Source organism: Actinomyces sp. zg-332, assembly GCF_011751945.2.
Classification (GTDB): domain Bacteria; phylum Actinomycetota; class Actinomycetes; order Actinomycetales; family Actinomycetaceae; genus ZJ293.
This window is the reverse complement of the sequence record NZ_CP064951.1, coordinates 156,190-182,955: the sequence shown is the minus strand read 5'-3', so window position 1 is coordinate 182,955 and position 26,766 is coordinate 156,190. Positions and strand designations below refer to the sequence as shown.

The 26,766-nt window shown below is 40.4% G+C and carries 37 protein-coding genes; 1 reads left to right on the top strand and 36 read right to left on the bottom strand.

The window, feature by feature from the left end:
• Positions 1-290: 290 nt before the first annotated feature.
• Complete coding sequence (gene coaA, locus HCQ94_RS00760) at positions 291-1,244, top strand: type I pantothenate kinase (protein WP_166982953.1); 954 nt, start codon at positions 291-293, stop codon at positions 1,242-1,244.
• 79 nt (positions 1,245-1,323) lie between these two features.
• On the opposite strand, the gene HCQ94_RS00755 is transcribed toward coaA, so the two are convergent.
• The 36 genes from HCQ94_RS00755 to rpsJ form a co-directional block, all read right to left on the bottom strand.
• Positions 1,324-2,109, bottom strand: a complete 786-nt coding sequence (locus HCQ94_RS00755) for a DedA family protein (protein WP_166979284.1) — start codon at positions 2,107-2,109, stop codon at positions 1,324-1,326.
• 91 nt (positions 2,110-2,200) lie between these two features.
• On the bottom strand, positions 2,201-2,599 hold the full coding sequence (gene mscL / locus HCQ94_RS00750) for a large conductance mechanosensitive channel protein MscL (protein ID WP_166979281.1): 399 nt from the start codon (positions 2,597-2,599) through the stop codon (positions 2,201-2,203).
• Between the two features lie 355 nt (positions 2,600-2,954).
• Entirely contained in the window at positions 2,955-4,301 is a 1,347-nt protein-coding gene (gene glmM / locus HCQ94_RS00745) for a phosphoglucosamine mutase (RefSeq protein ID WP_166982951.1), read from the bottom strand.
• A gap of 1,578 nt (positions 4,302-5,879) precedes the next feature.
• Positions 5,880-6,374, bottom strand: coding sequence for a 30S ribosomal protein S9 (gene rpsI, locus HCQ94_RS00740; RefSeq protein WP_166979275.1), 495 nt, complete (start codon positions 6,372-6,374; stop codon positions 5,880-5,882).
• Positions 6,375-6,415: 41 nt separating this feature from the next.
• On the bottom strand, positions 6,416-6,859 hold the full coding sequence (gene rplM, locus HCQ94_RS00735) for a 50S ribosomal protein L13 (protein ID WP_166979302.1): 444 nt from the start codon (positions 6,857-6,859) through the stop codon (positions 6,416-6,418).
• A 209-nt stretch (positions 6,860-7,068) separates the two neighbouring features.
• Positions 7,069-8,217, bottom strand: a complete 1,149-nt coding sequence (locus tag HCQ94_RS00730) for a tRNA pseudouridine synthase A (RefSeq protein WP_166982949.1) — start codon at positions 8,215-8,217, stop codon at positions 7,069-7,071.
• A 1,325-nt stretch (positions 8,218-9,542) separates the two neighbouring features.
• The gene (gene rplQ, locus HCQ94_RS00725) at positions 9,543-10,040 is read right to left on the bottom strand and encodes a 50S ribosomal protein L17 (RefSeq protein WP_166979269.1); all 498 of its coding nucleotides are present in this window, start codon (positions 10,038-10,040) and stop codon (positions 9,543-9,545) included.
• A 29-nt stretch (positions 10,041-10,069) separates the two neighbouring features.
• Positions 10,070-11,074 carry a DNA-directed RNA polymerase subunit alpha gene (locus HCQ94_RS00720; RefSeq protein ID WP_166979266.1) on the bottom strand — a complete coding sequence of 335 codons (1,005 nt, stop codon included), beginning with the start codon at positions 11,072-11,074 and terminating at the stop codon, positions 10,070-10,072.
• Positions 11,075-11,192: 118 nt separating this feature from the next.
• On the bottom strand, positions 11,193-11,597 hold the full coding sequence (gene rpsK, locus HCQ94_RS00715; protein ID WP_166979263.1) for a 30S ribosomal protein S11: 405 nt from the start codon (positions 11,595-11,597) through the stop codon (positions 11,193-11,195).
• Between the two features lie 59 nt (positions 11,598-11,656).
• The gene (gene rpsM, locus HCQ94_RS00710) at positions 11,657-12,031 is read right to left on the bottom strand and encodes a 30S ribosomal protein S13 (RefSeq protein ID WP_166979260.1); all 375 of its coding nucleotides are present in this window, start codon (positions 12,029-12,031) and stop codon (positions 11,657-11,659) included.
• A 130-nt stretch (positions 12,032-12,161) separates the two neighbouring features.
• Positions 12,162-12,275 (bottom strand): 50S ribosomal protein L36, encoded by a 114-nt coding sequence (gene rpmJ / locus HCQ94_RS00705; protein WP_166979257.1) that lies wholly within the window; start codon positions 12,273-12,275, stop codon positions 12,162-12,164.
• A 32-nt stretch (positions 12,276-12,307) separates the two neighbouring features.
• A complete protein-coding gene (gene infA, locus HCQ94_RS00700; RefSeq protein ID WP_166979254.1) occupies positions 12,308-12,529 on the bottom strand; it encodes a translation initiation factor IF-1 in 222 nt (73 codons plus the stop codon).
• A gap of 187 nt (positions 12,530-12,716) precedes the next feature.
• Positions 12,717-13,565, bottom strand: a complete 849-nt coding sequence (gene map / locus HCQ94_RS00695) for a type I methionyl aminopeptidase (RefSeq protein ID WP_166979251.1) — start codon at positions 13,563-13,565, stop codon at positions 12,717-12,719.
• Between the two features lie 60 nt (positions 13,566-13,625).
• Complete coding sequence (locus tag HCQ94_RS00690) at positions 13,626-14,192, bottom strand: adenylate kinase (RefSeq protein ID WP_166982947.1); 567 nt, start codon at positions 14,190-14,192, stop codon at positions 13,626-13,628.
• Complete coding sequence (gene secY, locus HCQ94_RS00685) at positions 14,189-15,478, bottom strand: preprotein translocase subunit SecY (RefSeq protein ID WP_166979245.1); 1,290 nt, start codon at positions 15,476-15,478, stop codon at positions 14,189-14,191. The genes HCQ94_RS00690 and secY overlap by 4 nt, the downstream gene beginning before the upstream one ends.
• A gap of 1,190 nt (positions 15,479-16,668) precedes the next feature.
• Positions 16,669-17,133 (bottom strand): 50S ribosomal protein L15, encoded by a 465-nt coding sequence (gene rplO, locus HCQ94_RS00680; protein ID WP_166979242.1) that lies wholly within the window; start codon positions 17,131-17,133, stop codon positions 16,669-16,671.
• Positions 17,134-17,135: 2 nt separating this feature from the next.
• Positions 17,136-17,318 (bottom strand): 50S ribosomal protein L30, encoded by a 183-nt coding sequence (gene rpmD, locus HCQ94_RS00675; RefSeq protein WP_166979239.1) that lies wholly within the window; start codon positions 17,316-17,318, stop codon positions 17,136-17,138.
• Positions 17,318-17,989 (bottom strand): 30S ribosomal protein S5, encoded by a 672-nt coding sequence (rpsE, locus tag HCQ94_RS00670; protein ID WP_166979236.1) that lies wholly within the window; start codon positions 17,987-17,989, stop codon positions 17,318-17,320. Before rpsE ends, rpmD begins: the two co-directional genes overlap by 1 nt.
• Before the next feature lie 27 nt (positions 17,990-18,016).
• Positions 18,017-18,388: a 50S ribosomal protein L18 gene (gene rplR / locus HCQ94_RS00665; protein ID WP_166979233.1), complete on the bottom strand. Its 372-nt coding sequence runs from the start codon at positions 18,386-18,388 to the stop codon at positions 18,017-18,019.
• Positions 18,389-18,390: 2 nt separating this feature from the next.
• Positions 18,391-18,927, bottom strand: a complete 537-nt coding sequence (rplF, locus tag HCQ94_RS00660) for a 50S ribosomal protein L6 (RefSeq protein WP_166979230.1) — start codon at positions 18,925-18,927, stop codon at positions 18,391-18,393.
• An 18-nt stretch (positions 18,928-18,945) separates the two neighbouring features.
• The gene (gene rpsH, locus HCQ94_RS00655; protein ID WP_166979227.1) at positions 18,946-19,344 is read right to left on the bottom strand and encodes a 30S ribosomal protein S8; all 399 of its coding nucleotides are present in this window, start codon (positions 19,342-19,344) and stop codon (positions 18,946-18,948) included.
• A gap of 65 nt (positions 19,345-19,409) precedes the next feature.
• Positions 19,410-19,595 (bottom strand): type Z 30S ribosomal protein S14, encoded by a 186-nt coding sequence (locus HCQ94_RS00650; protein ID WP_166979224.1) that lies wholly within the window; start codon positions 19,593-19,595, stop codon positions 19,410-19,412.
• A 1-nt stretch (position 19,596) separates the two neighbouring features.
• Positions 19,597-20,151 (bottom strand): 50S ribosomal protein L5, encoded by a 555-nt coding sequence (gene rplE, locus HCQ94_RS00645; protein WP_166979221.1) that lies wholly within the window; start codon positions 20,149-20,151, stop codon positions 19,597-19,599.
• Positions 20,151-20,489: a 50S ribosomal protein L24 gene (rplX, locus tag HCQ94_RS00640; RefSeq protein ID WP_166979218.1), complete on the bottom strand. Its 339-nt coding sequence runs from the start codon at positions 20,487-20,489 to the stop codon at positions 20,151-20,153. Before rplX ends, rplE begins: the two co-directional genes overlap by 1 nt.
• A gap of 2 nt (positions 20,490-20,491) precedes the next feature.
• Positions 20,492-20,863 carry a 50S ribosomal protein L14 gene (rplN, locus tag HCQ94_RS00635; RefSeq protein WP_166979215.1) on the bottom strand — a complete coding sequence of 124 codons (372 nt, stop codon included), beginning with the start codon at positions 20,861-20,863 and terminating at the stop codon, positions 20,492-20,494.
• A gap of 79 nt (positions 20,864-20,942) precedes the next feature.
• Positions 20,943-21,218: a 30S ribosomal protein S17 gene (gene rpsQ, locus HCQ94_RS00630; RefSeq protein ID WP_166979212.1), complete on the bottom strand. Its 276-nt coding sequence runs from the start codon at positions 21,216-21,218 to the stop codon at positions 20,943-20,945.
• 8 nt (positions 21,219-21,226) lie between these two features.
• Complete coding sequence (gene rpmC / locus HCQ94_RS00625) at positions 21,227-21,466, bottom strand: 50S ribosomal protein L29 (RefSeq protein WP_166979209.1); 240 nt, start codon at positions 21,464-21,466, stop codon at positions 21,227-21,229.
• On the bottom strand, positions 21,466-21,885 hold the full coding sequence (rplP, locus tag HCQ94_RS00620; protein WP_166979206.1) for a 50S ribosomal protein L16: 420 nt from the start codon (positions 21,883-21,885) through the stop codon (positions 21,466-21,468). The genes rpmC and rplP overlap by 1 nt, the downstream gene beginning before the upstream one ends.
• 2 nt (positions 21,886-21,887) lie before the next feature.
• Positions 21,888-22,685, bottom strand: coding sequence for a 30S ribosomal protein S3 (gene rpsC, locus HCQ94_RS00615; protein ID WP_166979204.1), 798 nt, complete (start codon positions 22,683-22,685; stop codon positions 21,888-21,890).
• Between the two features lies 1 nt (position 22,686).
• Complete coding sequence (gene rplV, locus HCQ94_RS00610) at positions 22,687-23,052, bottom strand: 50S ribosomal protein L22 (RefSeq protein WP_166979201.1); 366 nt, start codon at positions 23,050-23,052, stop codon at positions 22,687-22,689.
• 44 nt (positions 23,053-23,096) lie between these two features.
• Complete coding sequence (rpsS, locus tag HCQ94_RS00605) at positions 23,097-23,378, bottom strand: 30S ribosomal protein S19 (protein WP_166979198.1); 282 nt, start codon at positions 23,376-23,378, stop codon at positions 23,097-23,099.
• Positions 23,379-23,390: 12 nt separating this feature from the next.
• Positions 23,391-24,227 (bottom strand): 50S ribosomal protein L2, encoded by an 837-nt coding sequence (gene rplB / locus HCQ94_RS00600; protein WP_166979195.1) that lies wholly within the window; start codon positions 24,225-24,227, stop codon positions 23,391-23,393.
• Positions 24,228-24,254: 27 nt separating this feature from the next.
• Positions 24,255-24,560, bottom strand: a complete 306-nt coding sequence (rplW, locus tag HCQ94_RS00595) for a 50S ribosomal protein L23 (RefSeq protein WP_166979192.1) — start codon at positions 24,558-24,560, stop codon at positions 24,255-24,257.
• Positions 24,560-25,198 carry a 50S ribosomal protein L4 gene (gene rplD, locus HCQ94_RS00590; protein ID WP_196373610.1) on the bottom strand — a complete coding sequence of 213 codons (639 nt, stop codon included), beginning with the start codon at positions 25,196-25,198 and terminating at the stop codon, positions 24,560-24,562. The genes rplW and rplD overlap by 1 nt, the downstream gene beginning before the upstream one ends.
• A 2-nt stretch (positions 25,199-25,200) precedes the next feature.
• A complete protein-coding gene (rplC, locus tag HCQ94_RS00585; protein ID WP_232525731.1) occupies positions 25,201-25,863 on the bottom strand; it encodes a 50S ribosomal protein L3 in 663 nt (220 codons plus the stop codon).
• Positions 25,864-25,873: 10 nt separating this feature from the next.
• Positions 25,874-26,182 carry a 30S ribosomal protein S10 gene (gene rpsJ / locus HCQ94_RS00580; protein ID WP_166979186.1) on the bottom strand — a complete coding sequence of 103 codons (309 nt, stop codon included), beginning with the start codon at positions 26,180-26,182 and terminating at the stop codon, positions 25,874-25,876.
• Positions 26,183-26,766 lie beyond the last annotated feature (584 nt).

The following is a 26,766-nucleotide window of genomic DNA, read 5'->3' as shown; positions in this document are numbered from 1 at the left end:
TAGCTTTTTCGCTAAAAAATAAAACCAATAAAATATCATTCAAACACAAAATTTCAATAAAATTCTACTAAGAAAATATAGCATATTTAAAATACATTTAACCGTTCACAAACAACAACTCAAAACTTAAATACCACAACATACCTATCGTATAAACAAGGCGCACTTCCCATTTTCTAAAACAAAACATTTTAAGTGGCGAAGAAAAATAGGTACTGCCAGTAATTTTCATGTTACCTCATAACGTGTAATATAATATAGGAATTAAAATTGACAGGTATATTCAAGTAATGAACACAAAAGAAAAATATCCGCAACAGTATTGGTATTTTACAAGAGATAGTTGGTCACAACTTAAAAAAACAACTGATTTGCATTTAGGGCAAAAAGATCTAAACGCAATATCAGGGTTGGCTGACCCAATCGATATGGAAGAAATAAATACTATTTACAAACCTCTGTGTGCATTACTACAAATACGATACGAAGCATACTTAAATTTATTACGTAAACAAAAAAACTTCTTCAATGAGAATTCTAACCATACTATAAATATAGATACACCTTATGTAATAGCAATCGCGGGTAGTGTTTCAGTTGGCAAATCCTCAGTTGCCCGTTTACTACAGACAATGTTGCAACAGCTTCCTTCAAAACCACGAGTAGAATTAGTAACAACTGATGGGTTTCTACACCCAAACAAATATTTATCAGCACATAATATAATGGATAAAAAAGGGTTCCCTATTTCTTATAATATGCCTTTATTACATCAATTTTTGCATAACATTAAATCTGGGAAAACCAATATTTCTATACCCCAATATTCACACGTAGAATACGATATTTTAAAAAACCAAGAACAAATTGTAAAAAATCCTAATATCCTCATTATAGAAGGATTAAATGTTTTACAACCAGCCTTAGGAAAAAATAACCAAATTTTAACTGATTTTTTTAATTTTTCAATTTATATTGATGCCGCTTACGACAACTTAGAAGAGTGGTATGTTGAACGCTTCTTACGTTTACGTGAAACAGCTTTCAAACTAGAAAACTCTTATTTTAAAAACTATGCAAATTTAGACGATAATGAAGCAATTGATAAAGCTAAAGATATTTGGAAAACGATTAACTTAAAAAATTTGAAAGAAAACATTGAAAAAACTAGAACTAGAGCAACAACTATAATTCATAAAGGCAAAAATCATAAAGTAGAAAACATCTTACTAAGAAAACCGTAATAAAAATAACAAAGTAGAATTCTATTTATAAAGATTTATTATTTATAAACCACACGTATTATAACTAACCTAAAAATAGTTATCTTGTGTGATTGTCATCATTTCCACTATTTTCTTCTAATTTAGCTTCTATCTCTGCAGGTAAATGCAACTTATCGTTTTTTAAAGCCGTAGAAATAGTGTCTTCGTCAATATCAATACCTTGATTTATGATGTCTTCAAGCCTTATCCAACGCAAGAACCTAATCTTATTATTAACTATACGTTTAGCTAAAACATTTCCAATAAAGGTAATTATCCTATCTAAAATTATTCCTGATAGGATACCTAAAACTATACCAACGAAAATTGCTAGCAATGGGCTATGATGCAAAATTGCTCCAGCACCATAGCCCAAACTAATTGAATAAGCAGACCAAACGGAAGCAGCACAACATGAAATAGCGATAAATTTCATTCTAGAGTAACCAGTAGCACCAGCAACCATATTCACCGCAATGCGACCAATAGGAACAAACCTAGCCACTAAAATCAAAAATACACCACGTTCGGCCAAAGATCTTTCAGCAGCATCAACTGCCTTCTTTCCTTTGCCTTTATTTAAAAACGGTATTCTATAAAGTGGAATATAACGAGCAATATGATAAGCAGTCACGTCACCTAACCATGCACCTAAGGCACCAAAAATCCAAACCGAAATAATATAAACATTACCAGTAGTGGCGGCAAGGCTACCCAAAGTGATAAGTATTGATTCAGACGGCAAAGGTGGGAAAAATCCATCTACATAACATAAAAGAAATATTATGAAAACTACCCAGTATGAAGCACCAAGTGCTACAACATAGTCTTGAATAAATCCCATACACTCTCTCAATCCAAATTATTTTTGAAACATCATATCAAATAAATGCAAAGAAAGTTATAACAAAAGTGATAAATATTAGTAACAAAAATTATTTTTTAGCTAATAAATCACGAATTTCTTTCAGATAAGTCTCAGCTGTTGGTACTTCTTCAGCTGCTACTTCAGCTGCATCTTCAGATTCCTTCTTCTTAAATGCTACAAGCCTTGCAGCTTTATTAATAGCTTTTAATAAGAAGAATAGAGATGTTCCAACGATCAAGAAGTTTAGTACTGCTTGTAAAAATATTCCATATTGAATTGGTGTACCATTTAGAATAAATGCCATCTCTTCAACATTAGGCACACTAAACAAAGCTGCAATTAGAGGCATAATAATACCATCTACTAAACCAGTGATAATTTTACCGAAAGCTGCACCAATAATAACAGCAACAGCCAAATCAATGACATTACCACGCATCATAAATTCTTTAAATTCTTTTAACATTCAAACCCCATAAATAGATAATAAATATTATTCTTTACTAAAAGTAAATTATGAACAACTACAAATAAATACAAAATTATGTATAAGCGTTAATGATATCCCCTAAATTATCAACATAATTTCATAATACATTTACATTAGTTATCCACAAGGATACATTCTATCAACTATATGTTTATAAAATCTCTATTTTAACGAAATAAACACAAAAGTTAATTGAAATACAATATTCTATACAGTGATTGATAACAAAAAACAACATTTAAGGAAAAGTAAATATTTCACGTGAAACATAAGTTAAAAAATAAAAGCCCCCATAAAAGAGAGCTAATAAATAGAAGCTAAAATCAAAAACCTATAAAGCCAAGTTCTCAGCAACAACCTTAGCCAAATCTTTACAAACGGAGTCAGCCTGCTCTTGGGTCTGAGCCTCCACCATAACTCGAACTAACGGTTCAGTACCAGAAGCACGTAGTAACACCCTACCAGTATCACCCAAAATCTCATTAGCCTTAGCTATGGCTTGCTGAACTTTTTCTTCACCAACTCTAGATTTATCAACATTAGGAACATTTACCAAAGTCTGAGGTAAACGCTTAATACGAGTAGCTAAATCTGAAAGGCTCTTACCTGATTCTTTCACTTCTTTAGCCAAAAGCAGCGAAGTCAATATTCCGTCACCAGTTGAAACATAATCACTAGCAATAACGTGTCCAGACTGTTCCCCGCCTAAGTTATATCCACCAGAAGTCATGCCTTCCAAAACATAGCGGTCACCTACACTAGTTTGAATAGTTTCAATACCAGCTTCACGCATACTTAAAATGAGTCCTAAGTTAGACATAACAGTAACTACAAGAGTATCTTTCTCGAGCATTCCTTTATCTTTGAAAGACAAAGCTAAAATACCCATAATCTTATCACCGTCGACCAAGTTTCCCTCATGATCCACAGCAAGACAACGGTCAGCGTCACCATCATAAGCGACACCAAAATCAGCTTTCAGCTCAACAACTTTAGCTTGTAAATCCTCTGGATGTGTAGATCCACATTTATCGTTGATATTACAGCCATTAGGAGCATTATTAATACAAGTAACCTTTGCATTGAGCTTAGCGAAAACCTTTTCAGCAACTTCACTAGAAGCCCCATTAGCACAGTCCACAACTATGTGGAGCCCCTCTAGAGTTTGATTACAAGAGCTAGCCAAGTGATCAACGTAAGAATCAGCTAAACTCTCAGCATAAACTTTTCCTAAATCAGCCCCCAAAGGACGCTCTATATTTCCAAAGCCTTCATCAAAAATAGCTTGTATCTCATCTTCAGTATGATCAGGGAATTTACGTCCATGGCTGTCAAAAAACTTAATCCCGTTATCTGAAAAAACGTTGTGAGAAGCTGATATCATCACACCCAAGCAAGCCTTGGAATTATTAGTCAAGTAAGCAACTGCTGGAGTAGGAACTAAGCCTAAGTCAATAACGTTTATCCCCATTGAAGTCATACCAGCAATCAAAGCATTAGCCAAAAAATCACCAGATATACGACTATCTTTACCAACTAGAGCCAAAGGCATTTCTTCACCTTCATGATGCGTAGACACATATTTAGCAACAGCCATTCCCATATTCAAAGCTAATTCTGGTGTTAAATCTTTATTGGCTTTACCTCGAATACCATCAGTGCCAAATAAACGTGTCATTTCGACCTTCCTGCTACTAGTTCCTTTTCCCCATAAAACAGGCAAAGAGCATTATTACATCTATTTGTTATGTAACTACAAATTGTTTGTTATATAACTATAAATCGCACCTTTATTCTACTATATTTGCGTTTATCTTTATACACATTCCTAGCTTATTCAAGCATTCAAAAGCAAAATAGTAATTTCTATGCTACTAGCACAGGTAAAACTGTGGTTTTGCTTTTAATCGATACATTAGCATATTTATTTTTAGTGAGGGAGAAGGGAAATCTTGAAGTTGTTGAGGTATGAAAGTGTGAGAGTGGAGGTGGAAAAGTTGAGTGGGAATGTGGGAAACAGCGAGTCGTAAAGGTGGGAAGTTGGGAAGTCGCAAGGGTGAAGTCGTAGAGGTGTAAAGTTGCGAAGTCACGAGGGTGAAGTTGTGAAGATGTCAAGGTGGGACTTGTGGGAGTTGTGGGAGTGGAAAAGTAAAAGAAGTCTTTGGAAATGTGAAGTCGTAGGAGTGAGTGGAAGTAAAAGGAATTTTCAGAATATTAGACAATAGAAAAACAAAGTGAATTTTCGCAGCTACGAAGTTACAAAAAGTTTAGAAAAGCAAAAGTGTCTTTCAAAACTGCAAAATTACAAGAATGGATAAAGACAAAGACACAAGATAACAATGATTTTATGAACCAAAAAGGATTTTCAAGGGTGTGAGGATGGGTAGTTGAGCTGGGGGTTGGTTGGGTGAAGTGAGTGAAGTGGGTTTGTTGCGTAATAGGTTGGTTAGGTGGGCTTGTTTGATTTAGCGTTGCATGAGGATTATGTGAGGGTAACTAGTTAGTTCACAGGGTAGCTAATTGATTGGTTGGCAAACGAGCTGGGTAGTAGGTTGCTTTAGAGTTTTGTGGAGTAATTAGTTAGTTACACTTACTCGGTGCAAAGAGCAACTAAATGGATAAGTTTGTTCATTCCTTTGTTAGGTAACTGGTAACTTAGTTAGTGGGTTAGCTAGTCAGATATTTAAGTGAGTTAGTTGCTTAGTTGCTATTACTTAAGTGAGTTTCTCAATTAATTGGTTAGTTACTAGGTTAACTGGTTGCCTAGTAGGTTCACAGGATGGCTCGTTAGTTGGTGTATCAAAGAGTAAGCGAAAGTAGATACGGATAAACAGAAATACAGAAAGAAAGGAAATTGGCTGCTTGGTAACTTGCTTAGCTGTTGACTGATAATTGCTTAAGTTAGTCGGTGAATAAATAAATGTGTGAACAAATACTTATGTGAGTAGAAAATAAAAAAGAAGATTTACTAAAAGGAAAACAGGAAATGAATGAAGGAAAAGAGGAATTACTGAAAAGAAAGAAGCAAAATAGCTATATAAATGAATGTATGAACAAACAAACAATTAAATAAATAAAACCAAAAATATATTTTTATAGCTAAAGCAAAATTACCAAAAGCACTACCAAAACAATTTCAAAAACTATAAGGCTATAAATAAAACAGCTCCAAAGCAGATTATAAAGTTTTATAAATAACTTTCTCGTTAAATAGTTTAGTCCCGACCAACAGATCGGGACTAAAACAAAAGTAATATTAACGCTTTGAGTACTGAGGTGCTTTACGAGCTTTCTTAAGACCTGCCTTCTTACGCTCAACTGCACGAGCGTCGCGGGTCAAGAATCCTGCTTTCTTCAAAGCTGGGCGGTTTGCATCGCGATCAATTTCATTTAGAGCACGAGCAATACCCAAACGCAATGCACCAGCCTGACCTGAAATACCGCCACCGTGAATACGAGCGATAACGTCAAAACGACCTTCAATATCTAGAAGAGCGAATGGTGCATTTACAAGCTGCTGATGTAACTTATTTGGGAAGTAATCTTCTAGATTACGACCGTTAAGTTTCCATTCACCAGTGCCTGGTACTAGACGGACGCGAGCGACCGCCTGCTTACGGCGACCTAGTGCTTGACCTGGTGCCAATAATGTCTGACCTTTGCCTTTTGAGGCAACTTTGGTCTCAGTAGTATATGAGCTTGGAACATTTTCCTCTGTTAGCTCATCAATCTCAACAGTGGTCTCTGCCACAGTTCTCCTCATTCTGTAAGAGGTCCGTTAGGTTATAAACCTTACTGGGCGACCTGGGTTATTTCAAAAGGAACTGGCTTCTGTGCAACATGAGGATGCTCAGATCCAGCATACACTTTCAACTTACGAAGCTGAGCACGACCCAATGAGTTCTTTGGGAGCATGCCACGAATAGCTTTTTCAACTGCTCGTTCTGGGCGAGTTGCTAACAATTCGCGATAGCTAACAGCCTTCAAGCCACCTGGATGTCCTGAGTGGCGGTAGGCGAACTTCTGATCTAGTTTTGCTCCTGTTAGGGCAACTTTGTCAGCATTGATAATGATAACGTAGTCTCCGTTGTCCATATGTGGAGCAAAGGTCGGCTTATGCTTCCCACGGAGCAAAGTGGCTGCATGAGTTGCCAATCGGCCTAGTACGATGTCAGTAGCATCAATGATGTACCAATTCTTCGTAATATCGCCTGGCTTAGGTGAATACGTGCGCACGTTCTTTGCCTTCATTTCTCTAGTATTTTGCGTTACAAACACATTTATTTTCGTAATAAACGGTCCAAACAAACGCATTTCTTTACATAACATAGGGTTGTGAGCTTATAACATTTTGGTGAGTGGGAAGCACCAAAAACAGCACACACAACGAGATATATTGTACATAAAAAAACAGATAATGCAAAACTATTATTCACTTTAAAATTTTAATCACAGCATTTTTCATCAATATTTTTATTTAAAACACGTTTAACTTTAGCTTTTTCGGCTTGCTCAAAGAATAAATCAGACGAAGGATATTTTACTTCAACTAAAGATAAACCATGAGGTGGAGCAATATTAACGCTATGATTCCTAGATGGATTGTCTAATAAGAACCTGCCCCAACAAACTTTTTTACTCCCCTGCCCAATAAGTATCAAAACACCAACTATTGACCTTACCATAGAATGACAAAATGCATCAGCTTGTACCAGCACTTCAATTTCACCTGAAAAATTACGAGAAACTTCTAGCTTTTTCAAAGTTCGAATAGTAGTAGCACCTTCTCTAGGCTTGCAATAAGACAAGAAATCGTGTTCTCCAAGCATTTTTTCCGCAGCTTTATTCATTAGTTCAACATCTAAATAATTTTCATGCCACAAAACATAATTTCTTCTAAACACATTCCTGTATGAAAAGCTATCAGCAATTGTGTAAATATATTTGCGAGATAATGCACTGAATCTAGCATCAAAATCATCAGAAACGATTTTCAAGTCATGCACAACAATGTCTGTTTTTTCCTTGTTTTCTGTACCGTGCAGAATCTGGCTCTTATCAAGCATAGCTAAAACATTGTTAAACCTTATTTTCATTTGCCTAACAGCATGAATCAAAGCATATAAAACTTGTAGTTTAGCCTTGTCGTCAAGAATAAATCTCTTCCCTAAATTAGGTAGCAAAAACTCTTCATCTATACGATTAAACAATTCTTCAATGCTAAAAGAAGTGGAATCAAATTTTTCTAAGACCTTTTGGAAACTCTCAACTGCTAATTCTTCTTCAGAAAAAACATTTAGTATACTTTTTCTCACATTCTGATTAGCTAAAACTGTAGAATCTAGGATTTCTTGAGCATTTACGCGAGCAAATTTGAACAAGCTCTGTAACGAAATATCAAAATGTGCTACTTGGTGGCTAGCATGAACACCAGCATCTGTACGCCCAGCAACAGTTAGAGTAATGTCATCACGTGTAAAAATTTTCAGAGCTTTTTGTAGCTCCCCTTGTACTGTACGCAAATCATTTTGGTAAGCATAGCCATGAAACCTTGATCCGTCGTAGGAAAAATCTATTCGTATTCTTATACTCATATAAAAAGTATATAGGAAGTTTATTTTTAGGGTTATAAAAACTTTTCGAACTCAGATAAATGCCTCAGTAATACGTGTTTAGGACAAGGTAATTATAAAAGAATTATTTTCTAATTCATAAGTTTTAATCTTGTAAGCAAATAGTAGTTTCTCAGGTTTTTCAAGTCTTTCTAAGTTTTATTTGTAGATTTTGTTTATCTTAGCTTTTGGTTGTGAAATGAATTTTTCTTTGCTTTTCCATAAGTTTCATTTGCCTAGTTTGAGGTTATTATTTAAGATTTATTCTTTTTAAGTCGGATGTTATTTTTTGTAAGCTATGGGATATCTCTTGATTATACAAAGGCTTTAGTTTCGCTGTTACTTATTTCCTAAAAAATATCTAGTCAAAGTGCTTTTAGAGTCAGATTTTACAAAGTATTCAAGCTTTTGAGTCATTGAAGTATTGAGTGTTTTGAAACATAAATTTTGCTGAAAAACTGCCCTTACAGCTTTCTAGTATTGATGTAGTTCTTTGCCTTGCTATCAACATAAGTGTTTTGATTGCCAAATATTCCACATGATAGCTAGAAATACTACAGCGGTATTCTTACACTTCAAGTAGCTTGTAATAGAGTTAGATACACCCATATAAATCAACTTTTTATGGCTTTATAACACAAGTATTAGAAGCTATAGAGGCCTTACGTGAGCTTCTATGATAAGCCCCCCATCAGGAGCTGTTCAGTATTCCTCTAGAAAAGCTTGCAGTAGCAAACTCTATAACTAGGTTTAGAAAACAAACAATCTCTCAGCATAATGACTTTGCTAAAACTCATAAGCAAACTTAATAACTATAACTACTCTCTTTTATGACAGTGCTAGTAAAATAACAACCTTATATTCCAATACCTAAACTTGCAAAGCTCTTTTACACTCAAGTTAGCAAAAAAAGAATTTTAAATTTCAAATCTTGAGAAAGTGGTTTTCTACCTTTAGCAATAACTTATTTAGTTCTTCCGTAAAAAGATATAGATTTTCAGACCAAATAACAAATGAGTAACTAGTAGTAGAGAAGAAGCCGCAGCAGAAGAAGAACACAAAGAGAAAAGAAGATGAAAGGGAACGAGAGAGTGAAATAAAGGGAAAATAGCTGTTAACTAAGCCGAAGTAAAATAAAGTCACCCCGACCTATGCTCTAAGTGTTGTAAAACAAGCAGTTACAATATCAAATAGCATAAGCCTTTTCCTTTTTCCTTCCTCCCTCCCCTGAAAAAGTTCATGTTAAAGCAATGAGACGGCCACCTAAAAGATGACCGTCTCAAAAAGTTTCAGACCCGAAACATCAATTATTCAGCAGCTGGTGTTTCTTCAGCTTCAGCCTCTTCAACTTCAGTTTCTTCAGTCTTAGGTTCTTCGACCTTTGGCTCTTCAGCAGCAACTTCAGCTACTTTTTCAGCAGTTGCTACTACTTTTTTCTTTTCAACTGGTTCTAGAACCAATGAAATAACAGCCATAGGTGCGTTATCACCCTTACGGTTCATTGTTTTAACAATGCGTGTGTATCCACCCTTACGTTCAGAGTCGATTTTTGGCGCAATAACGTCAAACAATGTGTACAAAACTTCCTTGTCACGAATAACACGTGAAACAAGACGACGAGCGTGTAGATCGCCACGTAGAGCCTTTGAGATTAGCTTTTCAGCTAGAGGCTGCAAACGCTTTGCGCGAACCTGAGTTGTTGTAATTGACTCATGTCTAAACAATTCAGTGGCCAAGTTGGCCAACATTAGACGCTCATGTGCTGGGCTACCACCCAAACGTGGGCCTTTTGCCGGCTTCGGCATAATGTCTCCTATTTAATAAATCGTCTCAATCAGAATGGGGTTCCGTTACTGAATTGAATATCACTAGTTGTAACTGCGTCTGGGACAAGAGATGGTACTGGGCTATCTTTCAATGACATTCCCATAGAAGCCAACTTGTCCTTAATTTCACTAATAGATTTTGCACCGAAGTTACGAATATCCATCAAGTCTGCTTCAGAACGAGCAACAAGTTCACCAACAGTTGCAATACCTTCACGCATCAAGCAGTTCAAAGAACGAGATGACAAGCCCAAATCCTGAACAGAAATAGCATATTCAGCTGTCAAAGACGCATCTGTTACAGCTAAGCCAATTTCAACACCTTCAGCATCAACATTCAATTCACGAGCCAAACCGAATAGTTCAACTAGTGTCTTACCAGCTGATGCTACAGCGTCACGAGGCTTAATAGCTGGCTTTGTTTCAACATCGATAATTAGACAATCGAAGTCAGTACGCTGTTCAACACGTGTTGCTTCAACTTTATATGTCACCTTTAGAACTGGTGAATAAATTGAATCAATTGGGATACGTGAAATTTCAGCATTAGCATCTTTGTTCTGTTGTGCTGAAACATATCCACGTCCACGTTCAACAGTAAGTTCGATTTCAATCTTACCTTTGCTGTTTAGTGTTGCGATATGCAAATCTGGATTGTGTACTTCAACACCAGCTGGCAAAGTAATGTCAGCTGCTGTAACTTCTCCTGGACCAGATTTGCGTAGGTACATCACTACTGGTTCGTCATTATCTGAAGACAAAACTAATTCTTTGATATTCAAAATAATTTCAGTTACATCTTCTTTTACCCCTGCAATAGTGCGGAATTCGTGTGGAACACCATCAATGCGAATGGATGTTACTGCCGCACCAGGTATAGAGGAAAGTAGCGTACGACGCAGTGAGTTACCGAGAGTATAACCGAATCCTGGTTCAAGTGGTTCAATTGTGAAACGAGAACGGAAAGGAGAAACAACTTCCTCGGTTAATGTTGGTCGCTGTGCAATAAGCACTTTAATGTCCTTTCTTTCCAGCATCCACTATATGATGCCGGGGGCAGGGTTTCTGTGGCAATACCACAGTCGAAGCACCTTGCTTAAATAAAGCAGGTAGTTACGTTATATAGTTCAATTATGGATGACGACGCTTTGGAGGACGGCAACCATTATGTGCTTGTGGTGTAACGTCCTGGATAGAACCAACTTCCAGACCTGTAGCCTGTAGAGAGCGAATCGCTGTTTCGCGACCTGATCCTGGTCCTTTTACAAAAACATCAACCTTTTTCATACCATGTTCTTGTGCACGACGTGAAGCAGCTTCAGCTACTAGCTGTGCAGCAAATGGTGTAGATTTACGAGAACCCTTAAAACCGACCTGACCTGAAGAGGCCCATGCAATAACAGCACCTGTTGGGTCTGTAATAGAGACGATTGTATTGTTGAAGGTTGACTTAATATAAGCATTGCCATGAGTTACGTTCTTACGCTCTTTGCGACGACCTTTACGTGCAGAGCTAACGCGAGCCTTTGATGCCATATTTTTCTTTCTCCTGAGAGGTAATCAACCGCTACCTTATTTTAAGGCGCGGACAACTTTTACTTGGCCTTCTTCTTTCCAGCCACTGTACGCTTTGGACCCTTACGAGTACGTGCGTTTGTCTTGGTACGCTGACCGTGAACTGGCAAACCACGACGGTGGCGAAGACCTTGATAACAAGCAATTTCAACTTTACGACGAATATTAGCTGCTACCTCACGGCGCAAGTCACCCTCAACTTTGAAGTTTGCTTCAATATAATCACGAAGCTTGACCAGATCATCGTCAGTCATATCTTTAACGCGCAAATCAGGACTAATACCTGTAGCTTCCAAAGTTTGCTTTGCGCTTGTACGACCAACACCATAGATATAGGTTAATGCGATCTCTAGCCGCTTTTCGCGGGGGAGATCAACACCGGCAAGACGTGCCACTATTTCTACTCCAATTGTTCATTCGGAGGCTTTGCCCAACATCCGATGCTGGTTCCATCGGCCCCGGCCTCCGACACCGGGGGTTGCTTCAAAAGCTTGTTGGACACCTATCATTTAATTACGTCAGAAATTAGCCCTGACGCTGTTTGTGTCGACTATTTTCACAGATAACCATGACACGTCCATGGCGACGAATCACCTTGCACTTATCACAGATTTTCTTGACACTCGGCTTTACCTTCATAATCTTCCTCCGCCAGCGCACGCTGGCAACAGTTACTTATAGCGGTAAACTATACGACCACGAGTTAGGTCGTATGGGCTCAATTCAACGATAACGCGGTCTTCTGGAAGAATACGAATATAATGCTGACGCATCTTACCTGAAATATGCGCAAGAACAAGGTGGCCATTACTTAGTTCCACACGAAACATTGCGTTCGGTAGGGATTCAATAATCGTTCCCTCGATCTCAATAACACCGTCTTTTTTAGCCATTTACTCCGACTATCCTTAATATTTAGCACGCAAATAATTCCTTACACACCTTATGTAAGAAACCCCCAAAACATATTTCATAAATAAAGTACGTAGAGAGGACGCACAGACTAATACTTTACGCTATTTTTATAATAAAATAAAGCAATAATTATAAATATGAGAAAATTTAAGCAAAGAAGAAATTTTAATCTAAACTAACAGGAGTTATACCAAATTTAGATAATTCTTCTTTCCCGTAATCAGGTGCACTCAAAACACTAATTCCATCAGGAGTTATAGCAACTGTATGCTCCCAATGAGCAGCTCTAGATTTATCCAAAGTCACCACTGTCCACTCATCTTCAAGAGTCCGGTTGTCCTGCTTGCCTGCAGTGAGCATTGGTTCAACACAAACTACTAACCCCGGCTTAATCTTTGCGTGACGTCCAGCAGCAACATAGTTCAAAACATCAGGCGGCTGATGCAAAGTCGAACCAATGCCATGCCCAATAAAATCTAGAACAATATCTGGTTCCCAACCAAATTTATGAGCAAATTGGCTAACTACATCTTCAACAGCTACCCCAACACCAGATAAAGTCTTAGATCTGGACAAAGAAGCTATTCCTGCCCACATTGCCCTACGTGTAGCTTCGCAAAGCTGCCTATCTTTCTCAGCGCCTTTTTCATCTCCACCGACAATCATCGTAAAAGCTGCATCACCGTGCCACTGATTGCCCTTTTCATCTTCAACTATTGCTCCACAGTCAAAAGAAACTAAATCGCCGTCTCGTAGCTTTTGCTTACCCGGTATGCCATGCACAATTACTTCATTCACACTAATACATACTGTTGCTGGAAACCCATAATATCCTAAGAAATTTGATTTTGCTCCCAAGGAAGCAATTGTTTGCCTGCTCACATCATCTAAGTCAGCAGTTGTCATTCCAGCTTTACATTCTTTACGTAAATTTTCATGTATCTTAGCTACAACTAGACCAGCTCTACGCATATGTCTCATCTGATCTAATGTTTTATACTCTATACGTCCCATTTTTAATATTCCCTTAATGCAAAAGAAACGGGAATAAATCCCGTTTCTTATAGTAAAACTTTATTTTGCTAGCGCCTTGAAAATTAGTTCACTAACTTCATCTATACTACCGCTACCGTCTACTTGAACGAGCAATCCAAGTTTTGAATAGTAATCAGTCAATGGGCGAGTCAATTCATGATAAATCTTCATACGTTCACGAATTACTTCTTCATTGTCATCTGGACGGTTTTGTTCTTTAGCGCGGTTAAGCATACGCTTTACAACTTCGTCATCATCTGCTTGAATTTCAAGGACAAAGTCTAGTTCTTCTCCACGTTCAACAAGAATACCATTCAATACTTCAGCTTGTTCAATTGTACGTGGATATCCATCCAACAAAAATCCGTTACTACAGTCATCTTCAGTTAGACGACTTGCCACCATAGGATTTGTAACTGTATCAGGGACATATTCGCCCTTTTCTACATATTTTTTAGCTTCAATTCCCAAAGGTGTATTCTCGCTCATATTTTTGCGGAAAATTTCACCAGTTGATATAGCTGGAATATTAAAATGTTCAGCAATACGAACAGCCTGTGTACCTTTACCAGCCCCCGGAGGACCTAGCAAAATTATGCGTATCATCTCAAGAATCCTTCATAATGATGTTGTTTTAATTGTGAGTTAAGTTGCTGTACAGTTTGCAAACCTACACCAACCATAATTAGTAGTGTTGTACCACCAAACGGCATCTGCTGAATTCCCATAGCAATCATAATGATTTCAGGAATCATAGCTATACCTACAAGATAAATAGCACCCGCAGTTGTAATACGGCTAACTACATAACGCAAATATTCTGCTGTTGGACGTCCAGCGCGAACACCTGGAATAAATCCTCCATATTTCTTCATATTCTCAGCAACTTCATCTGGATTGAAAGCAATAGTTGTGTAGAAGAAGCAGAAGAAGCTAACTAGCACCGCATAAATAACTAGATATAGTGCAGACTGGTTGTGGAAATTAGCACTGACCCATGCTACCCAACTACTCTTTTGATCTCCGAACTGAACAATCAACTGAGGCAAAGCCAAAATTGAAACAGCGAATATGATAGGAATAACACCTGAAATGTTAATTTTTATTGGGATATAAGTTGTTGTACCACCATAACTACGGCTACCAATCATACGCTTAGTGTACTGAACTGGTATACGACGAGCAGCCTGTTCAATGAACACAATAGCTATCGTAACAGCAACGATAATTCCTATAACACCAAATGTCTTTGATACCCCGTTGTTTGAGTTAGAAATAGCCCAAATATGACTTGGCATATTAGAAATAATGGAAGTGAAAATTAGCAATGACATACCATTACCAATTCCCTTTTGAGTTATTAACTCTGCTAACCACATGATTACACCAGTACCAGCAGTCATAGTAATCATCATAATAATGAAGTTCATGACAGTGTTATTTGGAATAATTGGTGTATTACATCCAGGGAATAGTCGCCCAGCCCTAGCAATGGAAATAATAACTGCAGATTGTAAAATAGCTAGGAAAATAGTCAAATAACGTGTGTACTGAGTCATTACAGCATGACCACTTTGTCCCTCTTGATGAAGATCTTCAAAACGAGGAATTACCACACGCAAAAGCTGAATAATGATTGAAGCCGTAATGTAAGGCGTAATACCTAAAGCAAAAACTGAAAGCTGAAGCAAAGCTCCACCAGAAAACAGATTAACTAAAGATAGGAATCCACCTTCTTGGGTAGCAACCAAGCATTTTTGCACATTAGTATATGAAATACCTGGCGTAGGCAAATGCGAACCCGCGCGGAACAATACAATAATCATTAATGTAAATAATATTTTGCGTCGCAAATCAGGTGTACGCAATGCTTGAGCAAACACGGAGAACAATCTTATTCCACCTTATTTTCCACTTAAACGAACAAGTAATTACTAACTTTCAATATAGTCAATAATTACATTAAACCTTTAATACTGTATCTGATTTATCAAAAAAATACATTAAAATTATAAAAATATATAAAAATAGTTCCAATATTTTACTTTTTTAATAATTAAGAATTATAAAAAGGAACATTTACTTGCACATACTCTTATTCTAATATCTTAGAAATCCTAGACAATCCAATGTTATTCACAACGGTAATTATTACAATGTAGCAATACAATATAAGTTTACTTTCATAAATATATTATAACTAAACTATAAATATAAAACTCCTGTAGCAACGTACAATAAGTAAAATCAAATACGTTATACCTTACATAGACACGCTCAATAATACATTTGTAAACCACACGCAATGCGAGCAGTTTTTATTCATACTCTGATAGAAAAGAACTCGTTTTACTTGATTTGTTTTCTAAAAAATCGAATTTATAACAATAATCTTAGGCATGACTATTTTTTCATAATGGTAGCCCCTGATATCTCCTCAGTATCCAAAGGAGCTACTCTTTAAAGTAGCAAAAGCAGTATAGCCTCTTAGTAAGAAAAGCACTATTTTCTCAATAAAAGAACCCTCCATTTTCCCAAAAGCTCTATCTTTAAATGAAAGAACTATATACTTTTGCGAAAATTCCAAAATCTTCATTGCCTATTAGGAATACCAAGCTTAATAAAATGGCTAGAAATACTATCTGATATAACAGTACAAATATACTTTTGCTTTCTGTCTAATTTAGAAAATACCTAGGCGTAGAATGAATTATTTTTATCCACTACAGGACAAAATAACTTTATCCTCAAAATAACTACACATTTTCTTGCAATAAAGCAGATTTCACAAATATAAATGCCTATATTTAAAAACTTGACTATCCCATAAAACAGCAAATGGTCACTTCATAAATAAATTTAAATACCTGTTTTAAATTTATATCCATAGTAACCTGTTTAAGTTTTCGCTATGTTGTTAGTGTTAAGTTATCTAATACAACTTTTAGAGACATGATTGTAATTCCGACTGCAAACTACAATAAATCTAGTTAAACTTTTCAGTTATTTTTGATTAAACTCTACAAATTTTTTTAAAAAAATTTGGGTGGCAATATATACCACCCAAACTAAAAAACAAACTTTAGCGAGTAACAATGTTAACGCTACCGCCAGCCTTTTCAATCTTGTCTTTAGCAGATGCAGAAGCTGCATCAACTTCAAGTTCAAACTTTACAGAAACTTCGCCTGTACCAAGAACTTTAACAAGATTCTTGTCGCGAACAGCTCCCTTTTCTACCAAGTCAGCAACAGTTACTTTGCCACCTTCTGGGAAAAGTTCAACAAGTTTTTCCAAGTTTACTACTTGGTATTCAACACGGAATGGATTCTTGAATCCACGCAACTTTGGAAGGCGCATATGCAATGGCATCTGACCACCTTCAAAGCGTGCTGAAACTTGATAACGAGCCTTTGTACCTTTAGTACCACGACCAGCTGTCTTACCTTTAGAAGCTTCACCACGACCCACACGAGTCTTAGCTGTCTTAGCACCTGGTGCTGGACGCAAATGGTGAACTTTCAAAGTCTGTACTTTTTCATCAGCCATAATCAGTTGTCCTCCTCAACCTTCACTAGGTGTGAAACAACATGGATCATTCCACGAACCTGAGCGTTGTCTTCACGAACTACTGTCTGACCAATACGATGCAAACCTAGAGTGCGAAGAGTTTCACGCTGGTTACGCTTACCACCAATTGAAGACTTAGTCTGTGTAATCTTTAGCTGAGCCATTATTCACCGACCTTTGCTTCACGAGTAGCACGCTTTTCAGCTTCACCTTCTGCACGTGCACGTAGCATAGCTGCTGGAGCAACACGCTCCAATGGCAAACCACGGCGAGCAGCAACAGCTTCTGGCTGTTCTAGTTGCTTTAGTGCATCTACGGTTGCATGAACGATATTTATTGCATTAGCAGAACCAAGTGATTTACTTAGTACGTCATGAATACCAGCGCATTCAAGTACCGCACGAACAGGACCACCAGCGATAACACCAGTACCTGGAGATGCAGGACGCAACAAAACTACGCCAGCAGCATCTTCACCTTGAACTAGGTGAGGAATTGTGCGACGAATCATTGGAATGTTGAAGAAGTTTTTCTTAGCTTCTTCAATGCCTTTAGCAATAGCGGCTGGAACTTCTTTAGCTTTTCCATAGCCTACGCCAACGGTACCTTCACCGTCACCGACAACTACTAGAGCTGTAAAGGAGAAACGACGTCCACCCTTTACAACCTTGGAAACGCGGTTGATAGTAACAACACGCTCAATATATTGATTTCTTTCTTCACCACGACGATTGTCACGGCGCTCTTCACGGCGTCCTCCCCTGCGTTCGCGACGTTCTTCGTCGCGACCCTCGGCTGAGGCCTGACCATTCTTTACACGCTGCGTTGCAGCCATCAGTATTCCTCTACTCTCTTCCGGGGATTATAAGCTTAAGCCACCCTCACGGGCACCTTCTGCGACAGCCGCTACGCGACCATGATATTTGTTACCACCGCGGTCAAATACTACAGTAGTAATGCCTGAAGCTTGGGCACGTTCAGCAATACGCTTACCAACTTCACGAGCTGCTTCAACCTTTGTACCTTCAAAGCCCTTAGCAACTGCTTCAAGAGTTGAAGCAGAAACCAATGTGTGACCTTTAGTGTCATCGATTATTTGAGCAACCATGTGGCGGTTGGAACGTGTTACGACCAAACGAGGACGTTCTGAAGAACCATTTACACGCTTGCGTACACGAATATGGCGACGCTTACGAGCAACAGCCTTTCCCTTTCCTGCGATCGAGTAAGCCATTATTACTTACCAGCCTTTCCAACCTTGCGACGGACATGTTCACCAGCATATCGAATACCTTTACCTTTGTATGGTTCAGGCTTACGAATCTTGCGAATATTTGCTGCGACTTCTCCGACCTGCTGCTTGCTGATACCAGAAACAGTAATCTTTGTTGTGCCTTCAACAGCTAGTGTAATACCAGCTGGTGGTTCAACAACGACTGGGTGAGAGAAACCTAGTGCTAGTTCAATACCTTGACCTTTAGCAGCAACACGGTAACCTGTACCAACAATTTCAAGTTTCTTTTCGAAACCTGCTGTAACACCAATAACCATGTTGGAAATTAGTGTACGAGTTAGACCGTGTAGTGAACGAGGTAGGCGATCTTCACCATTACGTGTTACAACTACTTCGTTTTCTGCCAAAGTTACAGTAATCTGTTCAGGGATCTGGTGAGTCAATTCACCTTTAGGACCCTTGACAGTTAGTGTTGAGCCTTCAAGCTTAACGTCCACACCTGCTGGAATGGATACTGGAATCTTGCCGATTCTCGACATTTTATTCAGCCTCCATTCTTACCAGATGTAGGCGAGGACTTCCCCACCCACACCCTTCTCGGATGCCTCACGGTCTGTTAGTAGACCTGAGGATGTGGACAAAATTGCAACACCTAGCCCACCAAGAACCTTAGGTAGCTTAGTGGATTTTGCGTAAATACGCATACCAGGCTTTGAAACACGTTTGATACCTGAAATAGCACGTTCGCGATTAGCGCTGTACTTTAGTGTCAATGTAAGTGTTTTACCTACGCGTGCTTCTTCTTCAGACCAGTCAGCAATATAACCTTCAGTCTTCAAAATGTTAGCGATTGCGGCTTTTAGCTTTGAATAAGGCATTGAAACCGAATCGTGATGTGCCGAATTGGCATTACGCAGACGAGTTAACATATCTGCGATTGGATCTGTCATAGTCATTTTGGGCTACAGCCCTTCCTCATCGCGGTTTCCCAGTTATCAACCAGAGACCTACGACGTAGTTGTTACCAGCTAGACTTGCTTACACCTGGGAGCTGGCCCGCATGAGCCATCTCACGAAGACAAATACGGCATAAGCCGAATTTGCGGTACACAGAGTGTGGACGACCACAACGCTGACAGCGTGTGTATGCACGTACAGCAAATTTTGGTTTACGTGCTGCTTTAATCTTTAGTGAGGTCTTTGCCATATTAGTCCTCCTTGAATGGGAAACCTAGATGACGCAACAATGCACGTCCTTCTTCATCGGTTGTTGCAGAGGTGACAACAGTAATATCCATACCGCGTACACGGTCAATGGCATCCTGGTCAATCTCATGGAACATTGATTGTTCAGTCAAACCGAATGTGTAGTTTCCGTTACCATCAAACTGTTTTGAGGATAGACCACGGAAGTCACGAATACGTGGCAATGCCAAAGATAACAAACGATCTAGGAATTCCCACATGCGATCTCCACGTAGTGTAACGTGAGCACCAATTGGCTGACCTTCACGTAGTTTGAACTGTGCAATTGACTTACGAGCTTTTGTAACAACTGGCTTTTGACCAGTAATAGCTGTCAAGTCACGAACCGCACCTTCAATTTGCTTTGAGTCGCGTGCAGCTTCACCAACACCCATGTTGACTACGATCTTTACTAGACCGCCAACCTGATGGATGTTTTTGTGACCAAACTCTTCACGTAGCTTAGGAAGGATTTCCTCTTTATAGCGAGTCTTGAGACGAGGTGTTAGATCACTCATTACTCAACATCCTTTCCTGACTTCTTGGCGACACGTATACGTACAACACGCTTACGTCCACCACGTGTAACCTCTTCTTCGCGGAAACCAACGCGTGTTGGCTTCTTTGTTTCAGGGTCAACTAGCATAACGTTACTAATATGAATTGGGGCCTCGACTGTCTGGATACCTCCGGAAGAACCGTTTTGTCCTTGACGAAGGTGACGTGTTACAAGCTGAACGCCTTCAACTGTTACGCGATCACGTAACTTATCAACGTTGGTAACACGACCTTGTTTACCTTTGTCTTTACCAGAGATGACCTGTACGAGGTCGCCCTTTTTAATTTTGGACGCCATTATTAAATCACCTCCGGAGCCAAGGAGATAATACGCATGAATTTCTTTTCACGTAGTTCACGACCTACTGGGCCGAAAATACGTGTACCGCGTGGATCTCCGTCTTTATTTTTGAGAATAACGGCTGCGTTCTCATCGAAACGTATGTAGGAACCGTCTGGGCGGCGGCGTTCTTTAGCTGTACGAACAACCACTGCCTTGACGACATCACCCTTCTTAACGTTGCCACCAGGAATAGCATCCTTTACTGTGGCGACGATGATGTCACCGATTCCCGCGTAGCGGCGACCTGAACCACCTAGAACACGGATACATAGAATTTCTTTTGCACCTGTGTTGTCGGCAACTTTTAGTCGCGACTCCTGCTGAATCATTCTTTCTCCTGTCGTCGTGCCGGTTCTCGTCTTTTACGAGCCTAGCCGAACGGATTTGGACTTCTTTTAGTAGAAGGGCTTACTTAGCCTTCTCAATAATCTCGACCAAACGCCAGTGCTTTGTTGCACTTAGTGGACGAGTTTCCATAATGCGGACTAAGTCACCGACTGCAGCAATGCTGTTTTCGTCGTGTGCCTTAACCTTCTTTGATCTACGAACAACTTTACCGTAAAGAGCGTGCTTTACTCGTTCTTCAACCTCGACAACAATGGTTTTGTCCATTTTGTCACTTACGACGTAACCACGACGTACTTTACGGTCATTGCGTACGACCTTTTCGTTATTTTCGCTCACGTTTACGCTCACTTCTCAGACTCTGGCGCAGTGCGAATTCCTAATTCGCGTTCACGCGCAATCGTGTAGATACGGGCAATATCGCGGCGAACAGCCTTAATACGGCCGTGGTCTTCAAGCTGACCAGTTGCCTGCGAAAATCGCAAGTTGAATAGTTCAGCTTTCGCCTTTTCCAGTTCCTGTGCTAGACGGATGTCATCCATCTCATCGAGGTCAGTTGGACGTAGTCCTTCAGAACCGATAGCCATCAGTCTTCACCACCCTCACGGACAACAAAACGAGTCTTCATTGGGAGCTTGTGCATTGCACGACGCATAGCTTCGCGTGCTAGCGGCTCCGGTACGCCAGCCAATTCGAACATAATTCGACCTGGCTTTACTGGTGCTACCCACCATTCTGGGGAACCTTTACCTGAACCCATACGAGTTTCAGCTGGTTTCTTTGTTAGAGGACGGTCTGGGAAAATATTAATCCAAACCTTACCACCACGCTTGACATGACGTGTCATAGCGATACGGGCTGCCTCGATCTGGCGGTTAGTGATGTATGCAGGTTCTAGAGCCTGAATACCATACTGACCGAATACTACCTCAGTTCCACCTTTTGACATACCTGTACGATGTGGACGGTGCTGACGACGGAACTTGGTCCTACGTGGGATTAACACTATTAGGCCTCCGTTCCTTCTGTTTCAGTTTTTGCTTCAGGTGCTGGTGTTTGAGCGTTCTTAACCTGCTTAGCGTTATCACGCTGACGGCGAGAACCACCACGACGGTCACCACGACGTCCGCGAGAGCCTTGTTCAGCCTGCAAACGTGCAAATTCTTTTTCGGTAACGTCGCCCTTATAAATCCAAACTTTCACACCAATACGGCCGAAAGTTGTGTGAGCTTCATAGAAGCCATAGTCAATATTTGCGCGAAGTGTATGCAATGGCACACGACCTTCACGATAGAATTCGGCGCGGCTCATTTCAGCACCACCCAAACGACCAGAGCACTGGACGCGGATACCTTTGGCACCTGAACGTAGAGCAGCTTGAATTCCCTTACGCATTGCGCGACGGAATGAGACACGTGATGTCAACTGCTCAGCAATACCCTGAGCAACAAGCTGTGCGTCGATTTCTGGATTCTTTACTTCAAGAATGTTTAGCTGAACTTGCTTGCCTGTTAGCTTTTCTAACTGGCTACGTAGACGATCAGCTTCTGTACCACGACGACCAATAACAATGCCTGGACGGGCTGTGTGTAGGTCGATGCGAACACGGTCACGAGTACGTTCGATGTCTACATGTGAAATACCAGCGCGCTCTAGTCGAGCTGTCATTAGCTTACGGATTTCAACATCTTCACGAACATAATCGGAGTAACGCTGTCCTTTATCTGTGGAATCAGCGAACCAGCGTGAACGGTATTCAGTTGTGATACCTAGACGGAACCCAGTTGGGTTTACCTTCTGACCCATCTTACTGGTCCCCCTTCTCACTCTTTGTGCCAACAACGATTGTAATGTGTGATGTACGCTTCAAAATACGTCCACCACGTCCCTGTGCACGTGCACGGTAACGTTTCATTGTTGGTCCACCATCTACGAAAGCCTCAACAATAACTAGTTCGGCTTCATTAAAAACTGTTCCGGCTTTTTCAGCCTTAACCTTTGCGTTGGCAATTGCGCTCTCAAGAACTTTGCGGACATCAACCGCTACAGCCTGAGGAGCGTAACGCAGTACGTTTACGGCCTCAATTGCACCCTTGTTGCGAATAATATCAACAACACGACGTGCTTTCATTGGCGTAACACGCACGAATCGTGCCTGCGCCTTGGCGTTCATGTATTCCTGCCTTACTTTAATTTTCGCTCGTCAGAGGTCGCGTCTTAACGACGACGTCCTTTGCGGTCTTCCTTAACATGTCCACGGAAAGTACGAGTTGGAGCGAACTCTCCGAGTTTATGGCCAACCATGGATTCAGTTACGAAAACTGTTACATGCTTACGACCATCATGCACTGCAAAAGTGTGACCTAGAAAGTCTGGTGTAATAACCGAACGACGTGACCAGGTCTTGATGACGTTCTTTGTACCTTTTTCATTTTCAGCATCTACTTTTTTCATTAGATGTTCATCAACGAAAGGTCCCTTTTTCAAACTACGTGGCATCGTATTCCCCTATCAGCGCTTCTTACCAGTACGGCGACGACGTACAATGAGCTTATCACTTGGCTTATTTGGACGACGTGTACGGCCTTCTGGCTTACCCCATGGGCTAACTGGGTGACGACCACCTGAGGTGCGTCCTTCACCACCACCATGTGGGTGATCCACTGGGTTCATGACAACACCGCGAACATGTGGGCGACGGCCCTTCCAACGCATACGACCGGCTTTACCCCAGTTAATGTTGGACTGTTCAGCGTTGCCTACTTCACCAATGGATGCGCGACAACGTGCATCAACGTTACGAATTTCACCAGATGGCATACGCAACTGAGCGAAACGACCTTCTTTAGCTACTAGCTGTACTGATGAACCAGCAGAACGAGCGATCTTAGCACCGCCACCTGGCTTTAGTTCCACAGCGTGGATAACTGTACCTAGTGGGATATTGCGTAGAGGCAAGTTGTTACCTGGCTTGATATCAGCTTTAGGTCCGTTTTCAACAATATCGCCCTGGCTTAGTTTTGCTGGAGCAATAATGTAACGTTTTTCGCCGTCTGCATAGTGCAATAGAGCAATACGTGCAGTACGGTTTGGATCGTACTCAATGTGTGCGACCTTTGCTGGTACACCGTCTTTATCATGACGACGGAAGTCAATAATGCGGTAGGCTCTCTTGTGGCCACCACCGCGATGACGAGATGTCACTCGACCGTTTGAGTTACGGCCGCCGGTCTTTGTCAACGGACGAACCAGCGACTTCTCCGGCTCAGAGCGGGTGATCTCGGCAAAGTCGGCCACACTACTACCACGGCGACCCGGGGTAGTTGGCTTATATTTACGGATTCCCATATTGATCCTTTATTCTCTTAGCGGCGGCTATCCAGCCAACTCGCCAAAGATGTCGATAGTACCTTCACGCAATGTAACAATTGCGCGCTTGGTGTCCTTACGCTTACCAAAACCGTTACGAGTACGCTTTACTTTACCCAAACGGTTTGCTGTGTTGACAGATGAGACCTTGACATCAAAAATCTTTTCGATTGCAATCTTAATTTCTGTCTTATTTGCTCGTGGATCTACAAGGAATGTGTATTTTCCTTGATCCATTAGATTGTACGATTTTTCAGACACGACAGGTTTTAGAATAATGTCGCGTGGGTTCTTAGTAAGTTCTAAACTCATTAGTTTACCCCCTCATTATTACCCAAGAATAGATCTAGAGCAGTTGAGGTGAATACGACATCGTCATATACCAAAACATCATATGTGTTTAGCTGATCTACCCAAAGTGCATGTACGTTTGGCAAGTTACGCAAAGATAGTGCATCAACATCAGCACCACGGTGCAAAACAACCAAAGCTGAGCGTGGTGTTACAGCATTCAAAGTTGACAAAGCAACCTTTGTTGATGGCTTTTCACCTGCAACAAAACCTGTAACAACGTGTACACGTCCTGCACGGGCCCTATCTGACAAAGCACCACGTAGAGCGGCAGCTTTCATCTTCTTAGGTGTGCGCTGTGAGTAATCACGAGGCTGTGGACCGTGTACTGTGCCACCACCAGCAAACTGTGGAGCACGAGTAGAACCCTGACGAGCACGACCTGTACCTTTCTGACGGTAAGGTTTCTTACCACCACCAGATACCATCGCACGTGTCTTAGTAGCGTGTGTACCCTGACGAGCAGCAGCTAATTGAGCCACCACAACTTGGTGAATCAATGGAACGTTTGTAACAACGTCAAAAACATCAGCTGGTAGAACAGCTGAACCATTCTTCTTTCCAGAAGCATCTAGGATATCGATTGTCATTTCAGCCATAATCACATGCCTTTCGCTGCGTTACGAATCATAACAACTGAGCCCTTTGGACCTGGAACTGGACCAGCTAGTAGAACTAGACCCTTTTCCACGTCTACAGCATGAACTGTTAGATTCTGGACTGTGTGACGAACGTTACCCATGCGACCTGCCATGCGTAGGCCTTTGAAAACGCGTCCTGGAGTAGCGCAAGCACCAATTGAACCTGGCTTGCGGTGATTTCGGTGAGCACCGTGGGAAGCTGATACACCAGCGAAGCCGTGACGCTTCATAACACCAGCTGTACCTTTACCCTTGGTCTTACCTGTAACATCGACTGCAGCGCCTACTTCGAATGTTTCAGCTGTTAATTCCTGACCCAATTCGTAGGAGGATGCATCCGATGTGCGCACTTCGACTAGATGGCGACGTGGTGTTACGCCTGCCTTTGCGAAGTGACCTGATAGTGGCTTTGTTACCCTGCGTGGGTCCAATTCGCCATATCCAATTTGTACGGCTTCGTAGCCGTCTGTTTCAATAGTGCGCACCTGCGTAACGACGTTGGTGCCCACCTGTACGACTGTCAATGGAACGACACGACCGTCTTCATTCCATGCTTGAGTCATACCTAGCTTTGTGCCTAGCAACGCTTTAGTTGCGGCAACCTGCTTGTAGGTCATAGTCATTGCAGATTCCTCAGAGCTTAATCTCGATATTTACATCCGCTGGCAAGTCAAGACGCATTAGTGAATCAACTGCCTTTGGAGATGGATCGATAATGTCGATAAGCCGCTTGTGAGTGCGCATTTCAAAGTGCTCGCGGCTGTCCTTATACTTATGTGGCGACCTAATAACGCAAAATACGTTCTTTTCAGTCGGCAATGGCACTGGTCCAACGACTGTAGCGCCAGCACGAGTCACAGTTTCAACAATTTTACGTGCTGAATTGTCAATGACTTCGTGGTCATAGGACTTCAACCGGATGCGGATTTTTTGTCCCGCCATACCGTTTTACCTCTTCTTCGTAGTACCACCAATAGATATCAATCAAGTTTTGATGTCGTATTTCACTTAAGAAAGACTGTTACAAAACTGTCATGTTCCTAGTGGAAACGATTATAAACAACAAGGACACATGGTCCACCATCTACAAATATTTGTATCAAAATGATAAATATTTCTAAATGGCTGAATCTGTCATGAAAACTTTTTAAAGGTAGTCAAACAGACTCGACTATATACTTTACCTACTTTTTTGCCTAAATGTCAAAGTTTTTTCACACGACACGCCCGAATGCGGGATAATGGAACTTTTCTAGACACGCCCGAATGCAGGATAACGGCTAAAATTCAATGTTTTATCTAAAAGTAACTTTGAAAAATCGTAAAACAAATTACAATAATGTAATTATAAAATATTGTTAAACAATCCTTCAGAGATTTTTAAACACTTTCCCACATCAACAAATACAGCCATAAATACCCTGATAAATAAAACTTTTAAATACACACCATACACTAACCATGCATACCAAAAGTACCAAGTACCTAAAACTAACAAAACTTGGCAGTAAAGTTACCTAATACAA